The following is a 25,329-nucleotide window of genomic DNA, read 5'->3' as shown; positions in this document are numbered from 1 at the left end:
CGACGATGGCGATCAGGACCGCGTCCGACCGTGACGATGCACCGGAAGAAGCGCACGAGATCAACGTCACGCCCTTCATCGACGTGATGCTGGTACTGCTGATCATCTTCATGGTGGCCGCACCGCTGGCCACCGTGTCGGTGCCGGTCCAGCTGCCGGCCAGCAATGCCAGCGCCACGCCGCCGGAACAGGCACCGGTGTATGTGACCGTGCAGGCCGATCTGTCGCTGCGCGTTGGTGAACAGGCCGTAGCGCGCGACGGGCTGGCGGCTGCATTGCAGGCGGCCACTCACAGTGACACCACGCAGCGCATCTTCCTGCGTGCCGATACCCGCGTGCCCTATGGCGAACTGATGGCCACGCTGGATGCGCTGCGCGCGGCCGGCTACCTGAAGGTGGCACTGGTCGGCCTGGAGCAGGGCGCACGATGAGTGGACTGCGGCGCTGGGCGACCAGCCTGGCGATCGTGCTGCTGGTGCATGCGTTGTTGATCGGCGCGGCCTGCTGGTGGGCGACGCGCGCACCGGTGCTGGCTACGACGGCGCCGCCCGCTGCGCTGATGCTGGAACTGGCGCCGATGGCGCAGGCACCGCCGGTGCCGCCGCGCGAGGTTGCGACCGGCCCGCTGCAGCAGCAACAGCAGCGGCAGGCGCCGAAGCCGGCCCTTCGCGAGCAGCCGAAGGCGCCGGTGCAGCTGCAGGGTGACCTGCCGCCGCCGCGTACACCGGAGCCGACGCCGTCGCCGGACACCGCTGACGCCAATGTCGCGCAGACCAGCGCACCGCCGCAGGTGGCGGCTGATGCGGCCACACGCAACACCGCACCGCAGACCACGGCGGGTGAGCGCAGTCGTGCCGAGGCGACCTGGGAAGGACGCCTGCTCGGGCACCTGCAGAAACACCGCCGCTATCCGCGCCAGGCCGAGCGTCTGCGCCAGCAGGGTGTGGTCTACGTGCGCTTTGCGGTTGCCCGCGATGGCGCGGTCTCGGGGTTGAAACTGGGCCGCAGCAGTGGCTTCGCGCTGCTCGACCAGGAGACGCTGGACACCGTGCAGCGGGCCAGCCCGGTACCGGCGCCGCCGGCCGAAGTGGCCGGCGACCCGGTGGACGTGATGGTGCCGGTGTCGTTCTTCCTGCGCGGGCGTTGACCTCGTAGCGTCGAGCTTGCTCGACCGCTCTTGCGGTGTGGGCCAGAAGCAGTCGAGCAAGCTCGACTCTACGGGTTTGCGCATGGTGTGGATCTACAGCAGCGGCACCAGCAGCAGCGCCACGATGTTGATGATCTTGATCAGCGGATTGATCGCCGGACCGGCGGTGTCCTTGTAGGGATCGCCAACGGTATCGCCGGTCACTGCCGCCTTGTGCGCCTCGCTGCCCTTGCCGCCGAAGTGGCCGTCTTCGATGTACTTCTTGGCGTTGTCCCAGGCGCCGCCGCCGGTGGTCATCGAAATGGCCACGAACAGGCCGGTCACGATCGTGCCGATCAGCAGGCCGCCCAGTGCGCGCGGCCCCAGCAGCAGGCCGACCACCACCGGCACCGCCACCGGCAGCAGCGAGGGCACGATCATTTCGCGGATCGCCGAGCGGGTCAGCATGTCCACCGCCTTGTCGTACTGCGGCTTGCCGGTGCCCTGCATGATGCCGGGGATCTCGCGGAACTGGCGGCGCACTTCTTCCACCACCGCACCGGCGGCGCGGCCGACCGCTTCCATCGCCATCGCACCGAACAGGTACGGAATCAGGCCGCCGATCAGCAGGCCGATGATCACCGTGTGGTCGCTGAGGTCGAAGCGGAATTCCTGCCCCGGATGTGCCGCCTGCAGGTTGTGGGTGTAGTCGGCGAACAGCACCAGTGCCGCCAGCGCCGCTGAGCCGATCGCGTAACCCTTGGTCACTGCCTTGGTGGTGTTGCCCACCGCATCCAGCGGGTCGGTGATGTCGCGGATCTCCGAGGGCAGCTCGGCCATCTCGGCGATGCCACCGGCGTTGTCGGTGATCGGTCCATAGGCATCGAGGGCGACGATCATGCCGGCCATCGACAGCATCGCGGTGGCGGCGATGGCGATGCCGTACAGGCCCCCAAGCGCGAACGCGCCCCAGATTGCCGCACACACCGCCACCACCGGTAGCGCGGTGGACTTCATGGAAATGCCAAGGCCGGCGATGATGTTGGTGCCATGCCCAGTGGTCGAGGCCTGTGCCACGTGCTGCACCGGCTTGTACTGGGTGCCGGTGTAGTACTCGGTGATCCACACGATCAGGCCGGTCAGCACCAGCCCGATCAATGCGCAGCCATACAGCGCCATCGGCCCATGCACGTTGTCACTCATCAACCCGGTGGTGATCGGGTAGAAGGCGATGGCGGCCAGAACGCCGGAGACGATCACGCCCTTGTACAGCGCCCCCATGATCGAGCTGCCCCGGCCACTACCCGGTTCGCCCACCTTGACGAACAGTGCGCCGATGATCGAAGCGATGATCGATACGCCGCCCAGCACCAGCGGATACAGCACTGCATTGGCGCCGGCCTCGGCCAGCATCAGGCTGCCCAGCAGCATGGTGGCGATGACGGTGACCGCATAGGTCTCGAACAGGTCGGCGGCCATGCCGGCGCAGTCGCCCACGTTGTCACCCACGTTGTCGGCGATCACCGCCGGGTTGCGCGGGTCATCCTCGGGAATGCCGGCTTCGACCTTGCCCACCAGGTCGGCACCGACGTCGGCACCCTTGGTGAAGATGCCGCCGCCCAGGCGCGCGAAGATCGAGATCAGCGAGGAGCCGAACGCCAGCCCGACCAGTGCATGCAGCGCCTGGTCCATCTGCAGGCCCATCCGCAGCAGCAGCGCGTAATAGCCGGCCACGCCTAGCAGGCCCAGCCCTACCACCAGCATGCCGGTGATCGCGCCGCCGCGGAAGGCGACGTCCATCGCCGCGCTGATGCCGTGGCGGGCAGCTTCGGCGGTGCGCACGTTGGCGCGTACCGACACGTTCATGCCGATGTAGCCGGCCGCGCCGGACAGCACCGCACCGATGGCGAAGCCGATCGCGGTGTACCAGCTGAGGAAGATGCCGACCAGCACGAACAGCACCACGCCGGCGACGCCGATGGTCAGGTACTGGCGGTTGAGGTAGGCACGCGCACCTTCCTGGATCGCGGTGGCGATCGCGATCATGCGTTCATTGCCGGTGGGTTGGCGCAGGATCCAGCGCGCCGAGACGATTCCGAACAGGATCGCGAGAATGGCGCAGCCCAGCGCCAATGACAGCCCGTGACGTTCCAGCATTAGACCCCTCCGCAGAATGGATGTAGGCATCCAGTGGCGATGAACGGCACCACGAGGGGGACGACGGGCTGCAGCCTGGAACCAACCCGTACCGACCTTGGTGGTCGTCCGACGTATGGCGGTGTTCAGCATTCCCTGGTGGCCGCAGTATGCGTGCCGCGCACTGTAGAGTCGAGCCGTGCTCGACTGGTTTTTACGAGCCCCGCCGCATGCCGCCAGTCCATGGGCATGATTCGAAAGCCGCAGGCCTTTGCACCCCGTTAAGCCAGCCTCTGCAAGCCTGCGCCCAGTCCCGTAGGAGATTCCCCATGCGCCTGTCCCTGTTGATGCTTGCCACCCTGGTCCCGGCCGTACCGGCACTCGCCGCGGAAACCCCGGAGCTGCAGCGCGCCGTGGGTGCCCCCCAGACCGTGGGCGCGGTGCACACCCTGCGGCAGATTCCCGAGGCCTGCGCGCGCCTGGAAGGTGCCTTCACCGGTCAGGCGGCCGAGCCGTATCGCTTCGCACCGGTGCGGACCAGCGAGCAGTGCCAGCCGCGCGCGCGCTTCGTCGACTATGCCAAGGCGCAGCCGAGTGTGGACAAGGGCTGGAAGCTCAATGATGTGATCCGCGTGCCCAGCGCCGCCTGCCCGGCACAGCAGGCCGTGGTGCGCGTGTGGCGCCTGCCGTCGAGCAACAAGGTCGAGCTGGACGGGCAGGGCCAGTCGCGCATCTATCTGGAAGAGGCCAAGAAGCAGGCCGCCGCCGGCCAGATTCCGCAGGTGACGATGTTCGCCGCGCAGCTGCAGATGGAAGGCAAGGCCTGCAATTGAGGCCGTCCAGCAGCGCGCATCAACGCATGGCGTGGATCTACTTCGCTGCGCATCGGTAGTGCCGGGCCATGCCCGGCGGGCAACCTGGTAGTGCCGGCCGCTGGCCGGCAACCCTGCAATCATCACTCCGCCAGCGTCGCCCCGCGCGCCACCAGCAGCTCTCGCAGGGCCCTGCGATGGCAATGCGCTTCATCCTCGCAGTAGCACCCCACGCTGATGTCGCTGTGCTGTGACATCGCGGCCAGAAGATCCAGCGCGTGGGCTGCATCCGGCGCCTTCATCTCGGCCTTGTAGTGGCGGAAGAACGCATTCCAGTCGGCCGCGGTTTTCGCTTCGTGCGCCCGCTTTACCAGTTCCGCGCTGGGTGACAGGGTCGGGAACCAGACGTCGTACCAGTCCTGTGTCGCGAACTCACTGCGCGGCACGCCGCGTGGCGGCCGCCGCACGGTACCGATGCGCAGCCCTTCGCCGGGGTGGCGCGGCGTACCCAGTCGAACAACACGCAGTGCCATGATGACCTCCGGACGGGGCATCCATCATCCTGCGATGCACGTGCGCCAGGTGTGAACCGCTGTGGAAACGAAAAGGCCCGGGCGCCTGCGCACCCGGGCCTTTTCCCATGCTGGCAGCGATCAGTTGCCGCGGCAGTCCTTCAACCACAACACACGACCAATCTGGTCGTAGCTGTCGACCACACCGGTCAGCGTCACCTTCTCGCGCGGGCGCAGGGCCAGCGCATACGCGGCCTGGTTGGCTGCAAACGAGCAGGAAATGGCCACGCGCTCAAAGTCGATGCTGCCATCGCTGGGCAGGTCAAAGCTGGTGTTGTAGGTGCCGCCACTGCGCAGCACGGAGGTGATGCGACCGGTGATGGCGTAGGTCTTGCCCTTGTAGCGCGGCTCGACCGCGGCCGGGTTGTCCTTGTTCTGGTTGCGCAGCTGGAAGCCGAAGCGGTCGGCGGCAATCGTCACCACCGACGCCTGCGGAGTGGCCTTGGCCGCCTGTTCGCCAGCCTTGCCCGGCTTGATCTGGTTGAGCAGCTTGCACATTTCTTCGCGCACGCCATCGGCCGAGGCAATGGCGCCCTTGTTGACCTTCACCACCATGCCGACGGTGCCCTGGCCGCCTTCGGAGGTGGCACTGATGATCATCGGAATCGGCTTGTGGGCCATGGATTCCGGCTCTTCGATCAGCATCGAGCCGCCTTCCACGTCCTCGCTGAGGACGTCCATGTTGGCGTTCTTGGCGATCACCCGCATCTGGCCGATGGCACTGGCCACGGTCAGGTCCGGATGGGTGACCGATGAGGTGAAGGTCGTGCCGACGAAGGGATTGCCCTTCTTCTGGAAGTTGCTTTCGCAGGTCGCAGCGAAGGCCGGCGCGGCGGCACCGCACAGCAGCGCGGCGATCAGGATCGGGTGCTTCATGGTTACAGTCCTTGTGAAATGGCAGCACAGGCCCGGGCCTTGAAGGCCGGGCAGCGTCGAATCTGGCTTGCGGCGGCCCCTTTGCCCCGGGCCGGAGCCCGATTGTGGGGTGCTTCGGCGGCCGCCGCAATGTGCCCTGCGCTCCGCACAGGGCTCAACACAAAGGGGCGTATACGACTTAATCCCCTCCGTCCCCTTTTTCGGCTCAGCCCTCGAAGGCCGGCAGCTTCTGCTTCACGGCCACGTTCTTCAGCGTCACGTACTTCGGCAGGCCGTCGGTGCCGTACGGCAGCGGGGCTTCGCCCTTGATCAGCGGCGACAGGTAGGCGCGTGCCTTGGCGGTGATGCCGAAGCCGTCGCGGCGGATGAAGCCGGCGGGCATCTTCTTTTCATGATTGGCGATCTTCGACAGCGGCGCCGCTTCGATCTTCCAGCGATAGGGCGCATCGCTGCTGCGCACGATCACCGGCATCACGCCGTTCTGTCCCTTCAGCGCCAGCTGCACGGCGGCCTTGCCGACCGCCTGCGCCTGCTCCCAGTCGGTCTTGCTGGCCAGGTGGCGGGCCGAGCGCTGCAGGTAGTCGGGCAGCGCCCAGTGCACCTTCAGGCCCAGCTGATCCTTGACCCGGCCGGCCAGGTGCGCGGCCACGCCGCCCAGCTGCGAGTGACCGAACGAGTCCTTGCCGCCGCCCGCGTCGGCGACGAAGCGGCCATCGGCGGTGGCGATGCCTTCCGACGCCACCACCACGCAGTAGCCGACGCGCTCGACCACCGCCTTGACCTTGGCCAGGAACGCCGCTTCGTCATAGGCGCGTTCGGGCAGCAGGATGATGTGCGGCGCTTCGTCATCGCCGTTGCCGGCCAGGCCGGCGGCCGCAGCCAGCCAGCCGGCGTGGCGGCCCATGGCCTCGTAGATGAAGACGCGGGTGGAGGTCTCTGCCATCGCCGCCACGTCCAGCGCCGCCTCGCGCACCGACACGGCGGTGTACTTGGCCGCCGAGCCGAAGCCGGGGCAGGTGTCGGTCACCGCCAGATCGTTGTCGATGGTCTTGGGCACGCCGATGCAGGTCAGGTCGTAGCCGGAGGCCTTGGCCAGCTGCGAGACCTTCAGCGCGGTGTCGGCCGAGTCGTTGCCGCCGTTGTAGAGGAACCAGCGCACGTCGTGCGCGCGCAGCACTTCCAGCAGGCGGTCGTAGCGGGCACGGTCGGCGTCCAGCGATTTCAGCTTGACCCGGCACGAGCCGAAGGCGCCGCCCGGGGTATGGGCCAGCGCGCGGATCGCGGCGGCACTCTCTTTGCTGGTGTCGATCAGCTCCTCGCGCAGGGCGCCGAGGATGCCGTTGCGGGCGGCCAGAACCTTGATGCCCTTGGCCCGGGCCTGCTCGATCACCGCCGCCGCCGTGGCGTTGATGACCGCGGTGACACCGCCGGACTGGGCGTAGAGGAGAGTACCGTTGCGCATGCTTCTACCTGCTCGGGGGAGGGGACATTGCAGGGACATTACCCGGATGCGGTAAAGTGGCGCTATTGCGGTGCAGCGATACCGGTCCGTCCGGGACGCGAACCTTCTTTGTTTTCAACACGTTGGAGTCAGGTCAATGCGATTGGTTCTGTTGGGACCGCCCGGTTCGGGCAAGGGGACACAGGCGACGCGCCTGAAGGAAAAGCTGGGGATCGCCCACATTTCGACCGGTGACATGCTGCGCGCGGAAATCGCCGCGGGCACGGAGCTGGGCAAGCAGGCCAAGACGGTGATGGATGCCGGCAACCTGGTGTCGGACGACATCCTGCTGGGCATGCTGGAGTCGCGCCTGACCCAGGCCGATGTCGCCAAGGGCTTCATCCTCGATGGCTACCCGCGCAATGTGGCCCAGGCCAATGCGATGGACGGCCTGCTGGCCAAGATCGGCCAGCCGCTGGATGCCGTGGTGCAGCTGGACGTGGCCACCGAGCTGCTGGTCGAGCGCATCGCCGGTCGTGCCAAGGAACAGGGCCGCGCCGATGACACGCCGGAAGCGGTGCGCCAGCGCCTGCAGGTCTACAACGACCAGACCGCCCCGGTGGTCGACTTCTACGCCGGCCGTGGCACCCTGGCCCGCGTCGACGGCGTCGGTGAGCTGGACGAGATCGAAGCCCGCATCCTGGCGGCGATCAAGGGTTGATCCTGCAGGGCCGGTGCACTGCCGGTCCTTCGGGCGCAAAAAGCACAGGCCTGGTCCGCGAGGACCAGGCCTGTGTCGTTTGATAGGCGCCAGCAGAGGGCTTGCTCAGGGCCCCGCAGCATGAGCTCCCTTGGGGATGGCCTCTTGGGGAGTAGGACCGGTTCGGGTACTGCGGCTGGCAGTTCGAATTGTGTCCGGGTTCACAGAACATCGCTATCGGGATTTCCCTGACAGATGATTGGAGTTTTCTCACATCCTGTGTAGGACTTGTCTTACCCCGGATCGGACATTGGCCCTATACAGCCGTCATCGGTCACAATCCTCGGTCATGAGCAGCGTACATATCCTTGCAATTGCCGGCACCTTCATGGGCGGCGTGGCCGCCCTGGCGCGGGAACTGGGCCATACGGTCAGCGGCAGCGACCAGGCCATCTATCCGCCGATGTCGACCCAGCTCGAACAGCTGGGCATCACCCTGGACCAGGGTTACCGCGCCGACAGCGTGCCGGCCGGCACCAATGAGGTGGTGATCGGCAACGCGCTCTCGCGCGGCAACCCGGCCGTGGAGGCCGTGCTCGACGCCGGCCAGCGCTACATCTCCGGCGCCCAGTGGCTGTCCGAACAGGTGCTGCCGGGCCGCGACACCCTGGCCGTGGCCGGTACCCACGGCAAGACCACCACCACCACCATCCTCACCTGGCTGCTGGAAAGCGCCGGTCGTTCGCCCGGTTTCCTGATCGGCGGCGTCGCCGAGGATTTCGGCGTCTCCGCCCGCCTGGGCCAGGGCCGCGAGTTCGTGGTCGAGGCCGACGAGTACGACACCGCCTTCTTCGACAAGCGCAGCAAGTTCGTGCACTACCGGCCGCTGGTGGCCATCCTCAACAACCTTGAATACGACCACGCCGATATCTTCCCCGACGTGGCCGCGATCCAGCGCCAGTTCCACCATCTGGTGCGCACGGTGCCGGCGCGTGGCCGACTGATCGTCAACGGTGAGGATCAGCACCTGGCCGAAGTGCTGGCGATGGGCTGCTGGACGCCGGTCGAACGCTTCGGATTCGATCCGTCGCTGGAATGGCATGCCGAGCTGCTGGCCGCCGATGGCAGCGCCTTCCGCGTGCATCACCGCGGGCAGGCAATGGGCGACGTGCAGTGGTCGTTGCTGGGCCGCCACAACGTGCTCAACGGCCTGGCTGCGCTGGCCGCCGCGCATGCGGTGGGCGTGGCACCGGCCGACGTGATTCCTGCGTTGTCACGCTTCCGCAGCGTCAAGCGCCGCATGGAAGTGATCGGCCACCATGACGGCATCACCATCTACGACGATTTCGCCCATCACCCGACCGCGATCGCCACCACACTGGAAGGCCTGCGTGCCAAGGTGGGTGATGCGCGCATCGTGGTCGCGATGGAGCCGCGCAGCAATTCGATGCGACTGGGCGCACACGCGCAGGCGCTGGCTCCGTCGCTGGCGCTGGCCGATGAAGTGGTGTTCCTGCATCGCCCGGAACTGGCCTGGGATGCCGCCGCGGTGATCGCCGCGGTGCGTGGCGAAGCGCACGCGGTGCCCGATACCGACGCGTTGCTGGCGCAATTGCAGGCCAGCGCGCGCAGTGGTGACCACGTGGTGTTCATGTCCAACGGTGGCTTCGACGGCGCGCCGCGTCGCTTCCTCGCCGCGCTGCAGGCCCGATGAGCGTCGACGGTTCGCTGCCGCTGTTTCCGCTGCACACCACGCTGGTGCCGGGTGCGGCGGTAGGCCTGCGCGTGTTCGAGCGCCGCTACCTGGATCTGGTCCGCGACAGCGGCCGCAGTGGTGAGGGGTTTGGTGTCTGTCTGATCCTCGATGGCGAGGAAGTCGGCGCACCAGCGACGCCGGCCGCCTATGGCGTGCAGGTACGCATCGAAGACTTCGATGTCGGCGCCGACGGCGTGCTGCAGTTGCGCCTGCGTGGTACCCGCCGCTTCCATGTCGAGCGCACCCGCGTACGCGACAACGGCCTGGTGGTGGCCGACGTGCGTTGGTGTGATGAAGACCCGGACGATGAGCTACGGCCGCAGCATGCGCTGCTGGCCACGGTGCTGGGGCACATCATCGAACAGGCCGGCGAGGCCTATGCGCCGGCCAACCCGGCGTTGCTGGACCAGGCCAGCTGGGTCGGCTGGCGGCTGGCCGAACTGCTGCCGCTGAGCGAGCAGCAGCGCCTGCAGCTGCTGCAGATGGATGACCCGCACCAGCGATTGCAGCAATTGCTGGGCTGGATGCCGTAACCGATAACCGCCAACCAAGGTTGGCCACTACCAGAGCGCAGCGGAACCGGGAAACGCCAACCAGGGTTGGCAACAGCCAGAGCGCGCCGGAACCGGGAAACGCCAACCAGGGTTGGCGACAGCCAGAGCGCGCCGGAACCGGGAAACGCCAACCAGGGTTGGCGACAGCCAGAGCGCACCGGAACCGGTAGCTGCCAACCTTGGTTGGCGACGGCCAGAGCGCGCCGGAACCGGTAGATGCCAACCTTGGTTAGCAGCCTTCACCCGAAGCGCCAACCAAGGTTGGCGACTACCAGAGAAGCACCGGCTCGATCACGGCTTGGTCTTCAACCGCAGCACCGGCAGCCCGGTTTCGCTGTGCACATCCTCCCGCTGCGGCAGGTTCTGCACGGCGTCCTTCACCGCGTTCAACGCCGGGTCGACACCACGCAGCGGGTGCCACATGCCGATCCATTCGAAGTGGCGCTCGTAACGCAGGGTCTGTGCACTGCCCAGCCACAGCGGCGTGTTGCCCGGCTGCAGCTGCGCGGGTGCCGGCCACAGGCGCAGCACATAGCGCTCATCCGGCTTCGCACCCTGGCGCACCATCAGCAGTGCTTCCACGCGGGTGTCCAGCGTGGCCGGCAATACCGGCAGCTCATCGGCGCCGGTGTTCTTGTCCAGCATCAGCAGCGCCTGCTGCCAGCCGGCCTGCTCCTGCCGCTTCCAGCCGCGGGCTTCCAGCTGCGCCTGCAGCGGCGCCAGCGGGCCCGCCACCTGCACGTCCAGCGGCCAGCGCTGGTCGTCGTCGAATTCGTTGCGGCGCGCCGGCAGCGTGGCCCAGTCGTGCTGCCACCAGGCTTGCGCATCCATCGCCTGCGGTGCCGGCAGGGTCGGCTCGAACCGCTCCAGCTTCACCGGAATGTGGCGCGGCGCGTACCACATCGCCGCCACGGCGAAGACGCCGTAGAACAGCCAGGCCACCGGCTTCACCCAGAACGAGCGGTTGAAGCGGCGGCGGTAGGCGATGCCCAGCACCAGCAGCCAGAACGTGCCGAACAGCATGCCGCCGATCACATCGCTCAGCCAATGCGCACCCAGGTACAGGCGCGAGAAGCCGATCAGGCTGACCACGATGCCCGACACCAGGTAGGGCCAGACGCGGGTGCGACCGGGCATCTCGCGGGCGATCAGCACCGCGAAGAAACCGAAGGTGATGGTGGCCATGGTCACCGACACCGACGGGAAGCCAAAGCCGCTGCTGGCATCGACCGGGCGCACCACATCCACGGTGGCACCGAGCAGCATGGTCAGGGCCAGGCCGAAGGCAAGCGCGGCCAGCCAGTGCGCGGCTGCCATCCAGCGCCGGCGCCAGATCAGATAGCCCATCGCCGCCGCGGTGGCCGGCAGCAGTACCTGCCAGGCGCCCAGCGATGCCAGCGCGGCCATCGGGTAGTCGGCCAGCGGATTGCGCAGCGCCAGCATGGCCTGGTGCACCAGGAGGTCGATCGCCAGCGGCTCGCCGTGTGCGACCACCACGGTCAGTAACGCGAACCAGCCCCAGCCCAGTACCAGCAGCATCAACGCCAGCATCGCCAGCGGCACCGATTCGCGGCGCTTGGGATCAAGCACGCCAACGGTGTAGCGGCCCAGCGTCGGGTGACGGTTGGACCAATCCAGCAGGCGCGCCAGCCAGTTGTCCATGCGCGCGGCCGACCAGCGATAGCCGTACAGCACGATGGCCCAGACCAGGCCGAGGATCACCGCCAGCAGGCCGACCACCACCACCAGTCGTCCGGCCACGGCGGCCACGGCGTCATACGCCTCGCCAAGAATCCAGCCCGGCGCCAGGAACAGCACCGCCCAGGAGATGCTGGCGATGCCGCTGGCCTGCACGTAACGGCTGGCGGGCATCTTCATCATGCCGGCGATGGCCGGCACGAACGGTCGGATCGCGCCGACGTAGCGTGCGATCAGGATGCTTTTGAAGGCATTGCGGCGGAACAGGTTCTCGCCGCGGTCGAGCAGCTGCGGGTAGCGGCTGAACGGCCACACGCCGCGCAGGCGGTCACCCCAGCGGCGGCCGATCCAGTAACTGATACCGTCGCCGGCAAATGCGCCCAGGGCTGCAGCCGCCACCGCGTACGGCCCGGAGATCTGGCCCAGGCCGATGAACACGCCCACCGCGAACAGCAACGGCAGCGCCGGCACGATGGCGCCAAGAATGATCACCGCATCGCAGAAGGCGATGAGGAAGATAACGGCACCCGCCAGCACGGGGTGAGCGGCAATCCACGCGAGGGTGGCGTCGATCCATGAAGAGTCCATTGCCCGATTATAGGGGCGTGAAGGTGACTGGTTCCCAGCCGCTTCGTGACCGTTTGCAACGGGCGCCATCGCCTAGAATGGGCACATGCCGCATTCGCCAGACACGCCCTCGCACGCCCTGAAGGCCGACAGCTTCGGTCGCATCCTCCTTGTGGAAGGGCCTGCCGGCCCCTTCGTACGCCGTGATCTGGGCGCCACGCCGCTGTGGTTGCGGCTGCCGGCCTGGTGGCTGGCCCGCCGCGAGGCACGCGCGTTGCAGCACATCCACGGCATGGCCGATGTGCCGCAGCTGCTGGCGTGGGATGGCCGTCATCTCGACCGCAGCTTCATGGCCGGCGATGCCATGTACCAGCGTCCGCCACGCGGTGACCTGGCCTGGTTCCGCGCTGCGCGTCGCCTGCTGCAGCAGCTGCATCGCAATGGCGTGGCCCACAACGATCTGGCCAAGGAAGCCAACTGGCTGGTCACTGAAGATGGACGACCGGCGCTGATCGACTTCCAGCTGGCGGTGATCGGCAACCCGCGCTCGCGCTGGATGCGGCTGCTGGCCCGCGAGGACCTGCGCCACCTGCTCAAGCACAAGCGCATGTACTGCCGCGAATCACTCACCCCGGTGGAGAAGCGCGTGCTCAAGCGTACGTCGTGGGTGCGCGAGCTGTGGTTCGCCACCGGCAAGCCGGTCTACCGCTTCGTCACCCGCCGCATCCTGCATTGGGAAGACAACGAGGGGCAGGGGCCGAAGCCGTGAGCCCTGCGCAGGTGGTGACCGGCCCGCCAAGCGCGGGCAGCGTCCTGCGCCCACAGCTGGCCGGCGCCGACTTCGTGCATGCCTGCCAGGCAACGACCCATCGTGATGGACGCTCGGCCTTGCAGGCCTATCGCGACATGGCGGCGACCATTCCCGGCTGGTTCGATGGGCTGATGGCGCTGCGCAATCGCGGCATGCGCCTGCTCGGCATGAAGCACCTGGGCTCGTTGCGTGCGGTACAGGACATCGCGCAGCCGCGTCCGGGGCAACGGCTGGGCATCTTCACCCTGCAGTCGCTGGACGACGATGCCATCGTGCTGGAAGACGACGACCGCCACCTGCGTGTGCAGCTGGCCCTGCAGTGGCAGGGCGACGTGCTGGAAGTGGCGACGGTGGTGCATACGCACAACGCGTTCGGGCGCGTGTACATGCTGCCGGTTGCCCCGGTTCATCAGCTGATCGTGCCGCATCTGCTGAGGAAGCAGGTGCAGGCTTACCGGTAGATCCACGCCATGCGTGGATGCGGTTTGCGATCCATTACATGCTCGTCGGTCATTGCCAAGTGTCACTGAAACGTGGATTCTGCATGCGGCACTACAGCATCAGTCCAACGCGATGAAAGCAGGACCGGAGGCGCGGTGAGGCGGTACGGGAGCAGCCCTGAGATCAACGATGCGATGAGCAATCCGACGCGTGCCGTTTCCGGCTTTGAAAGGCAGTTGATCGAGGCTGTGGCATCTCATCTGCCTGAGGCCTCTGCCTTGCAGCTTCACGCCGACCTTGCTTCCGCAGCGGCCGTAGAAATGGGTCCTGGTGGAGCTCGGGTGGGATTTGTCATTTCCGGATATGAGCGTCCGCCGTATCAAGGGCAGCACGCGTATCCCGTCGAGTTGCAGATGCAGGACGCAGATGGTGCTGAACTCACGCCGATTCTTCATGCGGACGCAAATGACCGTCTACTGGAGCTGGAAATCATCCGCTGGGACGGTGCCGAGCTGATATCTCCTCGAATTGACAGCTTGGTCTGCTATGCCTGAGGTGGCGATGAAGGGTTCTGGTGGAAACAAGCACGATGTGCGGATGGCCGGCCTCGAAGAGCCGGTGGACGTCACGGACGATTCTTGCGAATTCGAGTGAAGGGTCTTGCTAGTGGCGATGATGTGGAGCCGAGCCATGCTCGGCTGCATTCAATGAGCCGAGCATGGCTCGGCTCTACAGACGCCGGTGACCTTACGGCGTCGCCGGCACCACCTGCTGGCCGATGAAGTTGCGCTTGGCGTCGAAGTCGTAGGCGATCTGCAGCTGGCCCACATCCGGGCAGGCGTGGCAGTCGCGCAGTGGCGTGCGATACATCACGCGGATGCCGCCATTCTCCAGTGGCGTGGCCCCGGCCGACTGCGCCGGTGCGAACGGCGTGGCTTGCGGGTTGGCCTTCAGCAGCTCCTGCACAGTGGGGTCGGCACGCAGGGTGTCGTCCAACTGCACGGCATCCACATCGATGCGCTTGCCGCTGGCATCGACCAGGCGGGTGCCTTCGTTGGTGTTGGCGCGGAAGGGATACTCGACCGTGGCAATGCCCAGCCCCTCGTTCTCATGCCAGGCGGTCACATACGCCAGTTCCCCGGCGCTGGACAGTTGCTCGGCCGCGGTGATCGCCTCGGCGCTTGCTCCCCCCGCTCGCATCGCATCGCGCAGGCAATCCCGGGTGGCGGCATTCTCGCCCTGGCGGCATGCGTTCAGATCGCCATCCCAGACCACGGCTTCGCTCCAGCGCATCTTGCCGTCGGCGGCGGCCTTCTCCGCGCTGGGCGCGTCACCGGCGGGCGGCTCCTTGCCGGGTTCCGGCGAACGGCCCTGGCAGGCAGTCAGCAGGGCAAGCCCCAGGGCAGGCAGCAACAGGCGGGAACGGCGCATGGCGTGGACCTCGTGCGTTGGCTGGAGGCCCGAGTATCGTCAAGATCGGGTGAACTCCGCGTCGGCGCGGCATACTAGCGACTCATTGCATACGCTGGAGTGTGGAACGTGGGCAGTCTGCAGGGCAAAACGCTTTTCATCACCGGAGCCTCGCGAGGGATCGGCCTGGCCATCGCACTGCGCGCGGCGCGCGACGGCGCCAACGTGGCCATTGCGGCCAAGTCGTCGGTGCCGAATCCGAAGCTGCCAGGCACCATCCATACCGCGGCCGAAGCGGTGACGGCGGCAGGCGGGCAGGGCCTGGCGCTGAAGTGCGACATCCGCGAGGAAGAGCAGGTGCACGCGGCGGTTGCGGCCACGGTCGATACCTTCGGTGGCATCGACATCCTGGTCAACAACGCCAGCGCGATCTGGCTGCGCGGTACGCTGGATACGCCGATGAAGCGTTTCGACCTGATGCAGCAGGTCAATGCGCGCGGCAGTTTCCTGTGCGCGCAGGCCTGCCTGCCGTACCTGCTGCAGGCGCCGAATCCGCACATCCTCACCCTTGCACCGCCGCCCAGCCTGGAGCCGAAGTGGTGGGCACCGCATACCGGCTACACGCTGGCGAAGATGGGCATGAGCTTCGTTACCCTGGGCCTGGCCGCGGAATTCGGCCCGCAGGGCGTGGCGGTGAATGCGCTGTGGCCGCGCACGGTCATCGCCACCGATGCGATCAACATGATCCCGGGCGTGGATGCGGCCGGCTGCCGCACGCCGCAGATCATGGCTGATGCCGCGCATGCGGTGCTGGTGCGCGAAGCGGCGGGCTTCCATGGCCAGTTCCTGATCGACGATGACGTGCTGGCGCAGGCGGGTATCACCGATCTTTCGGGCTACTCAGTGGATCCATCGCGTCCGTTGCTGCCGGATCTGTTCCTGGATTGATCGCACGTCGCCGGAAGAGGCCGAGGGCTGCGACCTTCGGCCTGCTGCGCTAGAATGTGCGGCTGTAATCGTTTTCAACAGGGATGTGAACACATGTCACGCACTCTTTCCGTCGCGGCGCTGGCCGCTTCGCTGTCGTTGATCCTGGCCGCCTGCGGTGGCAAGGCACCCGCCGCTGCGGGCGGCGCCGCTGCCTCCGGCACGCCGGACGCCAGCGCGGCGCCGTACGACCCGCAGCAGCAGTTGACCGCCAAGCTCAACGCCTACATCGGCTGCTTCAACGCGCTTGATTCGAAGACCCACGGCAGCATCGAGTCCTATACGCGCTGGATCAAGGATGTCGCCGCCGGCCCGACCGGTCGCGAGACACAGGTGTACGGTCCGTTCGAGATCAGCGATTACGACATGAAGCAGTGCGATGCCCCCGTGACCGAGGCGATCGCTGCCAAGCCAGTGCTGGCCGAACTCGATGCTGCTGCCGGCCACTACCAGCAGGCGCTGAAGGCACTGGTGCCGATCAGCAAGGACGCGCACGACTACTACGATCGCCAGGACTACGAAGACGACCAGTTCGCCAAGGGCAAGCAGCTGCACGCGCCCTTGATGGCCGCCTTCAAGGATTTCGTGGCTGCCAGTGCAACGTTCAATGCCGAGCTGGAGCGCCAGAACGACGCCGCCCAGCGCGAGCAGCTCAAGGCACTGGAGCAGGCCGAGGGTCGCACGCGCGAGTACTACCGCCTGGCGATGATGCTGGAAGCCAAGGCCATCATGGATCTGATGAGCGAGGATGATTTCGATCAGGCCAAGGCCCGCGAGCGTCTGGATGCGTTCAACCGCATTTCCGACGAAGCGCATGCGAAGGTGGCTGATCAGGAACCGGGCAAGCTGGACTGGAACAGCTTCGAGCGTGAGGCCGAGAACTTCCGTCGGGAAGGCAAGGCGCGGCTGCAGCGCGTCAGCGAGAAAGAGCCTTACACCGATTTCGAACGACGCATGCTTGATTCGCCGTCGATGGCGCCGCGTGGATCGGCCAGCAAGCTGATGCAGGAATACAACACGCTCGTTTTCCAGAGCAACCGCCAGTGACCGGCGCGCCAGCACCCATGCGAGAGACCATGATGACTTCCTGTCTGCGTATCGTGCCGCTGCTGCTGATCGGCGCTGTGGCTGGCCTGAGCGGCTGCAACAAATCGGCAGGGTTGTCGCTGGCCGACCCCAGCCTGGAGAAGGTGAACGCCTACATCGAGTGCTACAACGGCGTTGAACAACCCATTCACGAGGGTTTCCAGACCTACACCAGCTGGATGAAGGACCCTGAAGCCGGCCCGACCGGCAAGGAAGCGCAACCGCGTTCGCCCGGGAAGGTGCTGTCGCACCGCGTCGAGTACTGCGGCCAGCCACTGACCGACGCGCTGGCGAAGACCCCGGCCTTGCCGATGGATGGCCCCGCGCGTGACTATCAGCAGGCCTTCCAGGCATTGAACACCCTGGTCGAGCGCGCCGATGGTTACTTCACCCGCGAGGATTATCGTCGTGATGGCGGTGAAGGGATGCGCAGCCAGCATGCCCCGCTGATGCAGGCCTATGCTGATTTCTTCAAGGCCAGCGAAGCGATGGATGTGGCGCTGGAAAAGAACGAGAACGATCGCCGTGCCGCGCAGCTGAAGCAGATCGAGGAGAGCGAAGGGCGCTCGCTGGCCTACTATCACCTTCGCCTGCTGGGCGACGGCAAGCTACTGGCCACGGCGTTCCAGGACGACGCACCGGATGTTGCGGCGCTGCGCGTGCAGCTGGCTGACTATCAGGCACTGGTGACGGAAATCCAGAACGGCGGTGTCGGCAAGGACGACCCGATGTGGGGCCACGTGCAGCGTTCGGCGGACAAGCTGGTGCGTACTGCGGGACGTGGCGTCGAGCGCCTGGAGCAGCACAAGCCGATCACCGCCGAAGCGCTGGCGGCAGAGCGGAAGGCGTCGGGCAGTTGGCTCACCACCGACCCGGAAGGAGCGCAGTCAACGATCCTCGCCGCATACAATGATCTGGTGACCACCAGCAACCGCATGCGGTGAGCAACGGCACACGCATCCATGCGTAACCGCCGAGAGGTAGTGCCGGCCGCTGGCCGGCATGTACCTCAATGGTTGAACGCATCCGGCAGCTTGCCGCCGCACTTGCGGCAGTGCAGTGCATCCGGTTCATGGCCTTCCAGCCCACAGTCCGGGCAGCCACGCGCATCGCGGCGCGCGGCCTGCTCGGCTTCACGCATGGTGCTGGCCAGTTCGGCGGTATAGATGCCGGTGGGCACGGCGATGATGCTGTAGCCGATCAGGATCAGCACCGAGGTGACGAAGCGGCCGAGCACGGTCTGCGGCACGATGTCGCCGAAACCGACCGTGGCCATGGTCACCACCGCCCAGTACATGCTGGCCGGGATGTTGGTGAAGCCGTGTTCGGGGCCCTCGATCACGTACATCAGCGCACCGGCGATGATGGTGATGGTGATCACCGTGAACAGGAACACCAGCACCTTGCGCCGGCTGCGCCACAGTGACGTCATCAATACGCCGCTTTCCTCGATGTAGCGGGTCAGCTTGAGGATGCGGAACACGCGCAGGATGCGCAGCGCACGCACCACCAGCAGGCTCTGCGCGCCGGGGATGAACATCGACAGGTAGGCGGGCAGGATCGACAGCAGGTCGATGATGCCCCAGATACTCACCGCGTAACGCAGCGGGCGCTTGACCACCGCCAGCCGCAGCAGGTACTCGGCGGTGAAGATGATCGTGAAGCCCCATTCCAGGATGTACAGGCCGGTGGACCATTCGGCATGCAGGTGCTGCACGCTGTCGATCATCACTACCAGGATGCTGGCGATGATCGCCACCACCAGGATCAGGTCGAAATTGCGCGAAGGCCGGGTGTCGTGGCGGTAGATGATGTCGAACCACCGACGGCGCCAGCCGGTCTCGGTGGCGGGGTTCAGCTGGGGGGCGGAAAACGGTCGCATGGGCGCATTGTGCCGCAGGGGTTCCGGCGCGAGAATGGGGATTCCTGAACCCTGCCGACTGCCATGACCGCCGCTACCGATCCGCTGATCTCCCTTTCGCACTATTACCTGCCGGTCTACAAGCCCCGCCAGGTGGTACTGGAGCGCGGCCAGGGCGCCCGCGTGTGGGACAGCCAGGGCCGTGAGTTCATCGACCTGGCCGCCGGCATCGCCGTGTGTGGCCTGGGCCACAACGACCCGGACCTGGTCGCCGCGCTGGTCGAGCAGGCCGGCAAGCTCTGGCACACCAGCAACGTGTTCTACAGCGCGCCGCCGTTGCACCTGGCCGAGGAGCTGGTGAAGGCCAGCCGCTTCGCCGAGCGCGTGTTCCTGTGCAATTCCGGCGCCGAAGCCAACGAAGTGGCGATCAAGATGGTCCGCAAGTGGGCCTCCAGCCAGGGCCGCCCGGCCGACAAGCGCGTCATCATCACCTTCCGCGGCAGCTTCCACGGCCGCACCATGGGCGCGGTGACCGCCACCGCCCAGCCGAAGTACCAGGAAGGCTACGAGCCGCTGCCCGGTGGCTTCCGCTACATCGATTTCAACGATGAGGTGCAGCTGGAAACCGCGATGGCCGCCGGCGACGTGGCCGCAGTGATGCTGGAGCCGATCCAGGGCGAGGGCGGCGTGATGCCGGCCAAGTCCGGTTTCCTCAAGCGCGTGCGCGAACTGTGCGACCAGCACAACGCACTGCTGGTGCTGGATGAAATCCAGGCCGGCATGGGCCGCACCGGCACGCTGTTCGCGCACTGGCAGGACGATGTGGTACCGGACATGGTCACCCTGGCCAAGGCGCTCGGCGGTGGCTTCCCGATCGGCGCGATGCTGGCCGGCCCGAAGGTGGCTGAGACCATGCAGTTCGGCGCGCACGGCACCACCTTCGGTGGCAACCCGCTGGCGGCCGCAGTCGCGCGCGTGGCGCTGCGCAAGTTGGCCTCGGCGGAGATCGCCGCCAACGTCAGCCGCCAGTCGAAGGCGCTGCGCGATGGCTTCGCCCGCATCAACGACGAGTTCGGTGTGTTCAGCGACGTGCGTGGCCGTGGCCTGATGCTGGGCGCGGTGCTGAGCAAGGACTTCGCCGGCCAGGCCGGTGCGATCCTCGACCACGCCGCCGAGCAGGGCCTGCTGACCCTGCAGGCCGGCCCGGACGTGCTGCGCTTCGTGCCGTCGCTGAACATCACCGACGAAGAAGTGGCCGAAGGCCTCAAGCGCCTGCGCGCAGCGATTGCTGCTTTCATCGCCGCGCGCTGACGCCGCGGCGCTGGGGTCGGATCCCTCTCCTGCGGAGAGGGCTCTGACCCCGATCAGCTCACCGCGTAACGCTTCAACACCTTGCCCAATCCCCGGCCATCGCGCACGGTTTCCGCGTGCAGGCCGGCGGCGCGTGCGCCGCGCACGTTGGCGAACAGGTCATCGACGAACAGCGTGCGCGCAGGCGCCACGCCGAGTACCTCAAGCGTGCGCAGGAAGACTTCCGGCGCCGGTTTGCGCAGGCCGAAATCGGCGCTGCAGAACACGCGGTCCTGCAGGGCAGGGAACAGTTCCGGTAGCAGGGTGGGCAAGGCCTGTTGCATCAGCGCGCCGTTGTTGGTCAGCACTGCCATCGGCAACTGCAGGGCCTGCAGCCGCTGCAACACGGCAGCCTGCGGATGGCTGGCGGCCCGCCGCGCCGCGGTCCAAGCAGTCACATCGACCGTCGTGCCTAGAAGCTCTCCCAGCTGCGCCAGATAGGCCGGGCCATCCAGCGTGCCATTGTCATGTGCCGCTTCCAGCCCGCTGTCGTACAGCGCGGCCTGCACGGTTTCCGGCACGACATCCAGCGCCTGCGCAAGGTACAGCACGCGCTGCGCGCGCTGGTAGTGCACCAGCACGCCATCCACATCCAGCAGCAACAGGTCGATCCGCATTGGTCGAGCATGCCATTGCGGTGGATGCGCGGAAACCCTGGAGTGCGCGTGCGACAGACGGTCGCAGACGGCGCCGCAGGGGCCTGCCTAGAATGGCGCTTGAATCCGCAGGAGATGCAACGATGAAGGCTTGGATGGTGGCAGTGGGACTGGGCGCGCTGATGCTGGCGCCGTCGGCGATGGCGCGGGTGTGTGCGGTGAGCATCGACAGCACCGACCAGATGAGCTTCAGCAGCCGCGAGATCAAGGTGGCCGCTGATTGCACCGCCGTGGATCTGACCCTGCGCCACACCGGCAAGCTGGCTGCTACCGCGATGGGCCACAACTGGGTGCTGACCCGCAGCGCGGATTACCAGCCGGTGGCGATGGCTGGCATGCGCATGACCCTGGCCGACAGCTACCTGCCGAAGGCCGACAAGCGCGTGCTGGCGCACACCAAGGTGATCGGCGGTGGTGAAACCGCGCGCGTGCGCTTCTCTACCCAGGGCCTGCAGAAGGGTGGGGATTACACCTTCTTCTGCTCGTTCCCCGGCCACTTCGCGATGATGAAGGGCAAGTTCGTCTTCGGTTGAGCAGCCACGCATGGCGTGGCTCTACCAGGAAAAAAAGGGGACGGAGGGGATTAAGTCGTTTGTGCACAAACGACTTAATCCCCTCCGTCCCCTTTTTCGTGCAGAGCGGGCTCAGCCCTTGGCGGCCTTGAACGCCACGCGTGCGGCGGCCAGCGTGGCCTCGATCACGGCATCGTCGTGCGCGCTGGACAGGAAGCCGGCCTCGTACGCCGACGGTGCCAGGAACACGCCCTGGTCCAGCATCGCGTGGAAGAAGCGGTTGAACGCCGGGATGTCACAGGCGGTGGCCTGCGCATAGGTCTCCACCTTCTCGCTGGTGAAGAACAGGCCGAACATGGCGCCCACGTGGGTGGTGGTCACCGCCACGCCGGCGTCGGCAGCGGCCGCTTCCAGGCCGGCACACAGGCGCGCGGTGCGCTCGGCCAGGTCGGCGTGGAAGCCCGGCTGCTGGATCAGTTCCAGCATCGCCAGGCCGGCGGCCATCGCCACCGGGTTGCCGCTCAGCGTGCCAGCCTGGTAGATCGGGCCGGCCGGGGCGATCTGCTGCATCAGTTCGCGGCGGCCGCCGTAGGCACCCACCGGCATGCCGCCGCCGATGATCTTGCCGAAGGTGGTCAGGTCCGGGGTGATGCCGTAGTGCGCCTGTGCACCGCCAAGGGCAACGCGGAAACCGGTCATCACTTCGTCGAAGATCAGCAGCGCGCCATGCTTCGTGCACAGTTCGCGCAGGTGCTGCAGGTAGCCTTCGCGTGGCGGAATGCAGTTGGCGTTGCCGACCACCGGTTCGATGATCAGGCCGGCGATGTCGTCACCCTGCTGTTCGAACAGGGCAGTAGCCGCTTCGAAGTCGTTGTAGGGCAGGGTCAGGGTCAGTTCGCTCAGGCCGGCCGGCACGCCCGGCGAGGTCGGCACGCCCAGCGTCAGCATGCCGCTGCCGGCCTTGACCAGGAACGAGTCGCCATGGCCGTGGTAGCAGCCTTCGAACTTGACGATGCGGTTGCGGCCGGTGGCGCCACGCGCCAGGCGGATCGCCGACAGCGTGGCCTCAGTGCCGGAGTTGACCATGCGCACCATCTCGCATGACGGCACCAGTCGGGTGATGGTCTCGGCCATGGTCACTTCGGCCGCGCAGGGCGCGCCGAAGGACAGGCCATTGTCGATCGCCTTCTTCACCGCCTGGCGGACGGCCGGATGGTTGTGGCCGACGATCATCGGGCCCCAGGAACCGACATAGTCGATGTAGCGGTTGCCGTCGACGTCGTACAGGTAGGCGCCGTCGGCACGCTCGACGAAGAACGGTTCGCCGCCGACCGATTTGAACGCGCGCACCGGCGAATTGACGCCGCCCGGCAGCAGCTGCTGGGCGCGGGAGAACAGGGCGTGGGACTGGTCGTGGTTCATGCGGATTTCCTGGGCATTACGCGAACTGGGCGAGGTAGGCGCGCTGGATCGCAACCGGGTCTTCGGCGGCGAACACGCTGCTGACCACGGCGACCAGATCGGCGCCGGCGTCGATGATGGGACCGACATTGTCCGGCGTCAGGCCGCCGATCGCCACCCGCGGCACGCCCAGTGCGGCGCTTTGCCGCAGCAGGTCGGTATGGGCGCGGCTGCTGGTGATCTTGGTGGTGGTCGGGAAGAACGCGCCGAAGGCCACGTAGCTGGCGCCGGCGGCCACGGCCTGCTCGGCATTGGCCAGCTGGTCGTAGCAGGAGGCGCCGATGATGGCCTCGGCACCAAGCAGCGCGCGCGCGCTGGGGATGTCACCGTCGGTGCCGCCCAGATGCACGCCGGCGGCGCCGACCGCCTTGGCCAGCGCCGGGTCGTCGTTGACGATCAGCGGCACGCCGTGTTCCGCGCACAGCGCCTGCAGGGCGGTGGCCTGCTCCCGCCGCAGCGCGTCACTGGCGGTCTTGTTGCGGTACTGCAGCCAGGTCGCGCCGGCGGCCAGCAGCGGCGCGGTGCGGGCCAGCAGGCGTGCGGTATCGGGCTCGTCCGGGGTGATCAGGTAGACGCCGCGGGGCGCCGGGGAAGCAGAAGTCATCGATGGCTACCGGTGAGTGGACCGCGATGGGACAATGGCGGCCCGTGAATCCAGCCCTGATTATCCGATGAGCGATGCCACCCCCACCACCTTGCGTACCTGGATGTGCGTGGTCTGCGGCTTTCTTTACAGCGAAGCGGAAGGCTTGCCGGAAGAAGGCATCGCGCCGGGGACGCGCTGGGAAGACATTCCCGAGACCTGGACCTGCCCGGATTGCGGCGTGACCAAGGCCGATTTCGAGATGGTCGAGGTCGATTGATGGCGGGGCCTGCAGGCCCTTCTGTGGGTGCGGACCGTTGGTCCGCACACCGGACAACCTCAATGCAGCCGCGGTACCGGCCCACCGAGGTCGATCAGCTTCTCGCGCAGCCACTGCGCATCGCTGGCTTCCGGGTTGCGCTTCAGATACTGCCCCAGGTCATGCCGGGCACCGGCCAGGTACTCCAGCTGCAGGTAGGCCAGGCCACGGTCACGCAGCGCGTCGTCCTGCTCCGGGGCCAGCTTCAGCAGGCGGTCGGCACTGCGTGCGGCACGGTCCCATTCGCCCGCTTCGGCATACACACCGTGCAGGTTGCGCAGCATCCGCATCAGGATCGCGCGCGCAGGGGCCGGGTCGAGGATCTGCGCCAGCACCTGGTCGTCGGGCATCTGCCCGCCCAGGTGTGACTTGGCCCGCTCGCGCAGTTCGTCCACGTCCAGCGGGCGGCCGCCATTGAACGGGTCCATCACCAGCACGCCGTCGTCAACCGGCAGGCGCACCAGGAAGTGGCCGGGGAAGGACACGCCGTCGAGCGGAATGCCCAGCCGGCGCGCGACTTCCATCTGCACCAGCGCCAGCGAGATCGGGTTGCCCAGGCGGCGCTCGAATACCTGGTTGAGGTAGCTGTTGCGCGGGTCGTAGTACTCGTCGTGGTCGCCGCTGTAGCCCAGCTCGTCGAACAGATGGCGATTGATCGCTGCCATCTTCAATGGGCTGTTGTCGATGCTGTCCACTTCCGAACGGAGGTGGTCGACATGGCTCTGGATCAGCGCGTCGTAGGTGGACGGCTGCAGATCGGGGTATTCATCGCGCGCGATCAGCAGCGCGGTCGGCAACAGTGGCAGCGCCTCGTCTTCGAGGTCGGCCAGTGCATCCCAGTCGGGGAGTGAGATCCGGTCCTGCATGACCACAGACTGGCGTCATTCGCAGGCGGTTTCAAGCGGTGCCGCGTGAAAAGAACATCGTCTTGGAAATGTCGTGTCGACCAAGGTCGACACCTACCAACAGCCGCCGGCCAACTGGCAGAGGTGGGGCGGTGTGGGCTTGCAGGACCGCAGGCGCCATGGATGGCGCCTACGAGCCCCCAGGGACGGGTTTACGGCGTGTCCTGCAAGTCCACACCGCCCCGCCATCCCTCGGTAACCCAGCTTTTGCCTTTGATGTTGATTCGGCGGGTGCCGGCCGCTGGCCGGCCGCATCGTTTACTACTCGATGCCCGGGCCGAAGGTCAGCTGGGTGCCGTCCTTCAACTGCAGCTTCTCGGCCTGGCCGGCGTTGAGCTCCAGCACATAGCGCGCCGGTCCACCGCTGGGGTAGGGCGGGCACATGTCGCCGGCCGAGCACGGCGGTACGTCGCGCTGCTGGCTGACCAGCTTGCGCTGGCTGTCGAAGTAAAGGATGTCCAGCGCGATCTTGGTGTTCTTCATCCAGTACGCCTGCATTTCCTCGCGGTCGTGGATGAACAGCATGCCGTGGTCGGCCGCCATCTGGTCGCGGAACATCAGCCCGCGCGCGCGGGTTTCATCGTTGGTGGCCAGCTCCACCTGGTAGCGGGCGCCGTCCAGCTCGACCCAATGGCGGGCCGCGTCGGTGGCGCAGCCGGCCAGGGCCAGCAGCGGAAGAATCAGCAGCGAACGCAACAGCGACATCGTC

General features: G+C 66.9%; 27 protein-coding genes. 15 read left to right on the top strand and 12 right to left on the bottom strand.

Translation table 11 applies throughout. The annotated features are described in order from the left end of the window. The first annotated feature begins 5 nt into the window (after positions 1 to 5). Both exbD and ACX9OT_RS00480 read left to right on the top strand, forming a co-directional pair. Entirely contained in the window at positions 6 to 431 is a 426-nt protein-coding gene (exbD, locus tag ACX9OT_RS00485) for a TonB system transport protein ExbD (protein ID WP_012512025.1), read from the top strand. Continuing rightward, a complete protein-coding gene (locus tag ACX9OT_RS00480; protein WP_049462873.1) occupies positions 428 to 1,147 on the top strand; it encodes an energy transducer TonB in 720 nt (239 codons plus the stop codon). Before exbD ends, ACX9OT_RS00480 begins: the two co-directional genes overlap by 4 nt. A gap of 93 nt (positions 1,148 to 1,240) precedes the next feature. On the opposite strand, the gene ACX9OT_RS00475 is transcribed toward ACX9OT_RS00480, so the two are convergent. Further along, entirely contained in the window at positions 1,241 to 3,283 is a 2,043-nt protein-coding gene (locus tag ACX9OT_RS00475) for a sodium-translocating pyrophosphatase (protein WP_049462872.1), read from the bottom strand. Between the two features lie 308 nt (positions 3,284 to 3,591). Here ACX9OT_RS00475 and ACX9OT_RS00470 point away from each other — a divergent pair, with 308 nt between their 5' ends. Beyond that, positions 3,592 to 4,095, top strand: a complete 504-nt coding sequence (locus tag ACX9OT_RS00470; protein ID WP_049462871.1) for a hypothetical protein — start codon at positions 3,592 to 3,594, stop codon at positions 4,093 to 4,095. Positions 4,096 to 4,217: 122 nt separating this feature from the next. Here the strand turns inward: ACX9OT_RS00470 and ACX9OT_RS00465 are convergent, their stop codons facing one another. From ACX9OT_RS00465 to ACX9OT_RS00455, 3 genes are all read right to left on the bottom strand, one after another. Further along, positions 4,218 to 4,607 (bottom strand): DUF488 domain-containing protein, encoded by a 390-nt coding sequence (locus ACX9OT_RS00465; protein WP_049462878.1) that lies wholly within the window; start codon positions 4,605 to 4,607, stop codon positions 4,218 to 4,220. 120 nt (positions 4,608 to 4,727) lie between these two features. After that, positions 4,728 to 5,522, bottom strand: coding sequence for a hypothetical protein (locus ACX9OT_RS00460; RefSeq protein WP_049400701.1), 795 nt, complete (start codon positions 5,520 to 5,522; stop codon positions 4,728 to 4,730). A 205-nt stretch (positions 5,523 to 5,727) separates the two neighbouring features. Next, complete coding sequence (locus ACX9OT_RS00455; RefSeq protein WP_049421714.1) at positions 5,728 to 6,984, bottom strand: 6-phosphofructokinase; 1,257 nt, start codon at positions 6,982 to 6,984, stop codon at positions 5,728 to 5,730. Positions 6,985 to 7,120: 136 nt separating this feature from the next. On the opposite strand from ACX9OT_RS00455, the gene ACX9OT_RS00450 reads away from it, so the two are divergent. The 3 genes from ACX9OT_RS00450 (at position 7,121) to ACX9OT_RS00440 (ending at position 9,952) form a co-directional block, all read left to right on the top strand. Further along, positions 7,121 to 7,684 (top strand): adenylate kinase, encoded by a 564-nt coding sequence (locus tag ACX9OT_RS00450; protein WP_032128385.1) that lies wholly within the window; start codon positions 7,121 to 7,123, stop codon positions 7,682 to 7,684. A 328-nt stretch (positions 7,685 to 8,012) separates the two neighbouring features. Beyond that, positions 8,013 to 9,377: a UDP-N-acetylmuramate:L-alanyl-gamma-D-glutamyl-meso-diaminopimelate ligase gene (gene mpl, locus ACX9OT_RS00445; RefSeq protein WP_049462870.1), complete on the top strand. Its 1,365-nt coding sequence runs from the start codon at positions 8,013 to 8,015 to the stop codon at positions 9,375 to 9,377. Further along, a complete protein-coding gene (locus tag ACX9OT_RS00440) occupies positions 9,374 to 9,952 on the top strand; it encodes an LON peptidase substrate-binding domain-containing protein (protein WP_032128383.1) in 579 nt (192 codons plus the stop codon). Before mpl ends, ACX9OT_RS00440 begins: the two co-directional genes overlap by 4 nt. A gap of 312 nt (positions 9,953 to 10,264) precedes the next feature. On the opposite strand, the gene ACX9OT_RS00435 is transcribed toward ACX9OT_RS00440, so the two are convergent. After that, a complete protein-coding gene (locus tag ACX9OT_RS00435) occupies positions 10,265 to 12,259 on the bottom strand; it encodes a bifunctional DedA family/phosphatase PAP2 family protein (protein WP_049460646.1) in 1,995 nt (664 codons plus the stop codon). 85 nt (positions 12,260 to 12,344) lie between these two features. Between ACX9OT_RS00435 and ACX9OT_RS00430 the strand changes: the two genes are divergently transcribed. The 3 genes from ACX9OT_RS00430 to ACX9OT_RS00420 all read left to right on the top strand — a co-directional run bounded on the left by ACX9OT_RS00430 (position 12,345) and on the right by ACX9OT_RS00420 (position 14,044). Further along, positions 12,345 to 13,007, top strand: coding sequence for a serine/threonine-protein kinase (locus ACX9OT_RS00430; protein WP_049460648.1), 663 nt, complete (start codon positions 12,345 to 12,347; stop codon positions 13,005 to 13,007). After that, positions 13,004 to 13,510 (top strand): DUF2867 domain-containing protein, encoded by a 507-nt coding sequence (locus ACX9OT_RS00425; protein ID WP_049460649.1) that lies wholly within the window; start codon positions 13,004 to 13,006, stop codon positions 13,508 to 13,510. The genes ACX9OT_RS00430 and ACX9OT_RS00425 overlap by 4 nt, the downstream gene beginning before the upstream one ends. Before the next feature lie 174 nt (positions 13,511 to 13,684). Beyond that, complete coding sequence (locus ACX9OT_RS00420; RefSeq protein ID WP_149908746.1) at positions 13,685 to 14,044, top strand: DUF6984 family protein; 360 nt, start codon at positions 13,685 to 13,687, stop codon at positions 14,042 to 14,044. A 193-nt stretch (positions 14,045 to 14,237) separates the two neighbouring features. On the opposite strand, the gene ACX9OT_RS00415 is transcribed toward ACX9OT_RS00420, so the two are convergent. Next, positions 14,238 to 14,921, bottom strand: a complete 684-nt coding sequence (locus ACX9OT_RS00415) for a hypothetical protein (protein WP_049460652.1) — start codon at positions 14,919 to 14,921, stop codon at positions 14,238 to 14,240. 108 nt (positions 14,922 to 15,029) lie between these two features. Here ACX9OT_RS00415 and ACX9OT_RS00410 point away from each other — a divergent pair, with 108 nt between their 5' ends. The 3 genes from ACX9OT_RS00410 (at position 15,030) to ACX9OT_RS00400 (ending at position 17,917) form a co-directional block, all read left to right on the top strand. Then, positions 15,030 to 15,848 (top strand): SDR family oxidoreductase, encoded by an 819-nt coding sequence (locus ACX9OT_RS00410; RefSeq protein WP_049460653.1) that lies wholly within the window; start codon positions 15,030 to 15,032, stop codon positions 15,846 to 15,848. A gap of 93 nt (positions 15,849 to 15,941) precedes the next feature. Next, positions 15,942 to 16,934 (top strand): YiiG family protein, encoded by a 993-nt coding sequence (locus ACX9OT_RS00405; protein WP_049460655.1) that lies wholly within the window; start codon positions 15,942 to 15,944, stop codon positions 16,932 to 16,934. A 32-nt stretch (positions 16,935 to 16,966) separates the two neighbouring features. Next, a complete protein-coding gene (locus ACX9OT_RS00400; protein ID WP_049460660.1) occupies positions 16,967 to 17,917 on the top strand; it encodes a YiiG family protein in 951 nt (316 codons plus the stop codon). A 65-nt stretch (positions 17,918 to 17,982) separates the two neighbouring features. Here ACX9OT_RS00400 and ACX9OT_RS00395 read toward each other — a convergent pair whose 3' ends face one another. Beyond that, positions 17,983 to 18,855, bottom strand: a complete 873-nt coding sequence (locus ACX9OT_RS00395; protein ID WP_032128376.1) for an ion transporter — start codon at positions 18,853 to 18,855, stop codon at positions 17,983 to 17,985. A 63-nt stretch (positions 18,856 to 18,918) separates the two neighbouring features. Between ACX9OT_RS00395 and ACX9OT_RS00390 the strand changes: the two genes are divergently transcribed. Further along, the gene (locus ACX9OT_RS00390; protein ID WP_006467246.1) at positions 18,919 to 20,145 is read left to right on the top strand and encodes an acetylornithine transaminase; all 1,227 of its coding nucleotides are present in this window, start codon (positions 18,919 to 18,921) and stop codon (positions 20,143 to 20,145) included. A 53-nt stretch (positions 20,146 to 20,198) separates the two neighbouring features. Here the strand turns inward: ACX9OT_RS00390 and ACX9OT_RS00385 are convergent, their stop codons facing one another. Beyond that, positions 20,199 to 20,801, bottom strand: a complete 603-nt coding sequence (locus ACX9OT_RS00385; protein ID WP_149908744.1) for an HAD-IA family hydrolase — start codon at positions 20,799 to 20,801, stop codon at positions 20,199 to 20,201. Between the two features lie 122 nt (positions 20,802 to 20,923). Here ACX9OT_RS00385 and azu point away from each other — a divergent pair, with 122 nt between their 5' ends. After that, positions 20,924 to 21,373, top strand: coding sequence for an azurin (gene azu, locus ACX9OT_RS00380; protein WP_049460658.1), 450 nt, complete (start codon positions 20,924 to 20,926; stop codon positions 21,371 to 21,373). Positions 21,374 to 21,484: 111 nt separating this feature from the next. On the opposite strand, the gene hemL is transcribed toward azu, so the two are convergent. Together hemL and thiE are read right to left on the bottom strand one after the other, a co-directional pair. Next, positions 21,485 to 22,774, bottom strand: coding sequence for a glutamate-1-semialdehyde 2,1-aminomutase (gene hemL / locus ACX9OT_RS00375; protein WP_049462706.1), 1,290 nt, complete (start codon positions 22,772 to 22,774; stop codon positions 21,485 to 21,487). Positions 22,775 to 22,790: 16 nt separating this feature from the next. Then, positions 22,791 to 23,417, bottom strand: a complete 627-nt coding sequence (gene thiE / locus ACX9OT_RS00370; protein ID WP_032128373.1) for a thiamine phosphate synthase — start codon at positions 23,415 to 23,417, stop codon at positions 22,791 to 22,793. Positions 23,418 to 23,451: 34 nt separating this feature from the next. Between thiE and ACX9OT_RS00365 the strand changes: the two genes are divergently transcribed. After that, positions 23,452 to 23,676, top strand: a complete 225-nt coding sequence (locus tag ACX9OT_RS00365; protein WP_014038358.1) for a rubredoxin — start codon at positions 23,452 to 23,454, stop codon at positions 23,674 to 23,676. A gap of 59 nt (positions 23,677 to 23,735) precedes the next feature. Here the strand turns inward: ACX9OT_RS00365 and ACX9OT_RS00360 are convergent, their stop codons facing one another. Continuing rightward, positions 23,736 to 24,581 (bottom strand): SirB1 family protein, encoded by an 846-nt coding sequence (locus tag ACX9OT_RS00360; RefSeq protein WP_010484022.1) that lies wholly within the window; start codon positions 24,579 to 24,581, stop codon positions 23,736 to 23,738. Positions 24,582 to 24,881: 300 nt separating this feature from the next. Continuing rightward, a complete protein-coding gene (locus ACX9OT_RS00355; protein ID WP_049462707.1) occupies positions 24,882 to 25,325 on the bottom strand; it encodes a DUF192 domain-containing protein in 444 nt (147 codons plus the stop codon). Between the last annotated feature and the right edge of the window lie 4 nt (positions 25,326 to 25,329).

The sequence above is a fragment of the Stenotrophomonas genospecies 3 genome, assembly GCF_054473855.1.
The sequence above is the reverse complement of the archived record's forward strand: the minus strand, read 5'-3'. Positions and strand labels throughout refer to the sequence as shown.

Excerpts from the sequence above, each read along its gene's own strand:
- ACX9OT_RS00455 (WP_049421714.1), bottom strand. The coding sequence starts at position 6,984 with ATGCGCAACGGTACTCTCCTCTACGCCCAGTCCGGCGGTGTCACCGCG.
- azu (WP_049460658.1), top strand. The coding sequence starts at position 20,924 with ATGAAGGCTTGGATGGTGGCAGTGGGACTGGGCGCGCTGATGCTGGCG.
- ACX9OT_RS00435 (WP_049460646.1), bottom strand. The coding sequence starts at position 12,259 with ATGGACTCTTCATGGATCGACGCCACCCTCGCGTGGATTGCCGCTCAC.
- ACX9OT_RS00430 (WP_049460648.1), top strand. The coding sequence starts at position 12,345 with ATGCCGCATTCGCCAGACACGCCCTCGCACGCCCTGAAGGCCGACAGC.
- ACX9OT_RS00480 (WP_049462873.1), top strand. The coding sequence starts at position 428 with ATGAGTGGACTGCGGCGCTGGGCGACCAGCCTGGCGATCGTGCTGCTG.
- ACX9OT_RS00395 (WP_032128376.1), bottom strand. The coding sequence starts at position 18,855 with ATGCGACCGTTTTCCGCCCCCCAGCTGAACCCCGCCACCGAGACCGGC.
- ACX9OT_RS00365 (WP_014038358.1), top strand. The coding sequence starts at position 23,452 with ATGGCGGCCCGTGAATCCAGCCCTGATTATCCGATGAGCGATGCCACC.
- ACX9OT_RS00440 (WP_032128383.1), top strand. The coding sequence starts at position 9,374 with ATGAGCGTCGACGGTTCGCTGCCGCTGTTTCCGCTGCACACCACGCTG.
- ACX9OT_RS00475 (WP_049462872.1), bottom strand. The coding sequence starts at position 3,283 with ATGCTGGAACGTCACGGGCTGTCATTGGCGCTGGGCTGCGCCATTCTC.
- ACX9OT_RS00390 (WP_006467246.1), top strand. The coding sequence starts at position 18,919 with ATGACCGCCGCTACCGATCCGCTGATCTCCCTTTCGCACTATTACCTG.
- thiE (WP_032128373.1), bottom strand. The coding sequence starts at position 23,417 with ATGACTTCTGCTTCCCCGGCGCCCCGCGGCGTCTACCTGATCACCCCG.
- ACX9OT_RS00400 (WP_049460660.1), top strand. The coding sequence starts at position 16,967 with ATGACTTCCTGTCTGCGTATCGTGCCGCTGCTGCTGATCGGCGCTGTG.
- mpl (WP_049462870.1), top strand. The coding sequence starts at position 8,013 with ATGAGCAGCGTACATATCCTTGCAATTGCCGGCACCTTCATGGGCGGC.
- ACX9OT_RS00385 (WP_149908744.1), bottom strand. The coding sequence starts at position 20,801 with ATGCGGATCGACCTGTTGCTGCTGGATGTGGATGGCGTGCTGGTGCAC.
- exbD (WP_012512025.1), top strand. The coding sequence starts at position 6 with ATGGCGATCAGGACCGCGTCCGACCGTGACGATGCACCGGAAGAAGCG.
- ACX9OT_RS00405 (WP_049460655.1), top strand. The coding sequence starts at position 15,942 with ATGTCACGCACTCTTTCCGTCGCGGCGCTGGCCGCTTCGCTGTCGTTG.
- ACX9OT_RS00465 (WP_049462878.1), bottom strand. The coding sequence starts at position 4,607 with ATGGCACTGCGTGTTGTTCGACTGGGTACGCCGCGCCACCCCGGCGAA.
- ACX9OT_RS00420 (WP_149908746.1), top strand. The coding sequence starts at position 13,685 with ATGAGCAATCCGACGCGTGCCGTTTCCGGCTTTGAAAGGCAGTTGATC.
- hemL (WP_049462706.1), bottom strand. The coding sequence starts at position 22,774 with ATGAACCACGACCAGTCCCACGCCCTGTTCTCCCGCGCCCAGCAGCTG.
- ACX9OT_RS00360 (WP_010484022.1), bottom strand. The coding sequence starts at position 24,581 with ATGCAGGACCGGATCTCACTCCCCGACTGGGATGCACTGGCCGACCTC.
- ACX9OT_RS00355 (WP_049462707.1), bottom strand. The coding sequence starts at position 25,325 with ATGTCGCTGTTGCGTTCGCTGCTGATTCTTCCGCTGCTGGCCCTGGCC.
- ACX9OT_RS00460 (WP_049400701.1), bottom strand. The coding sequence starts at position 5,522 with ATGAAGCACCCGATCCTGATCGCCGCGCTGCTGTGCGGTGCCGCCGCG.
- ACX9OT_RS00450 (WP_032128385.1), top strand. The coding sequence starts at position 7,121 with ATGCGATTGGTTCTGTTGGGACCGCCCGGTTCGGGCAAGGGGACACAG.
- ACX9OT_RS00415 (WP_049460652.1), bottom strand. The coding sequence starts at position 14,921 with ATGCGCCGTTCCCGCCTGTTGCTGCCTGCCCTGGGGCTTGCCCTGCTG.
- ACX9OT_RS00470 (WP_049462871.1), top strand. The coding sequence starts at position 3,592 with ATGCGCCTGTCCCTGTTGATGCTTGCCACCCTGGTCCCGGCCGTACCG.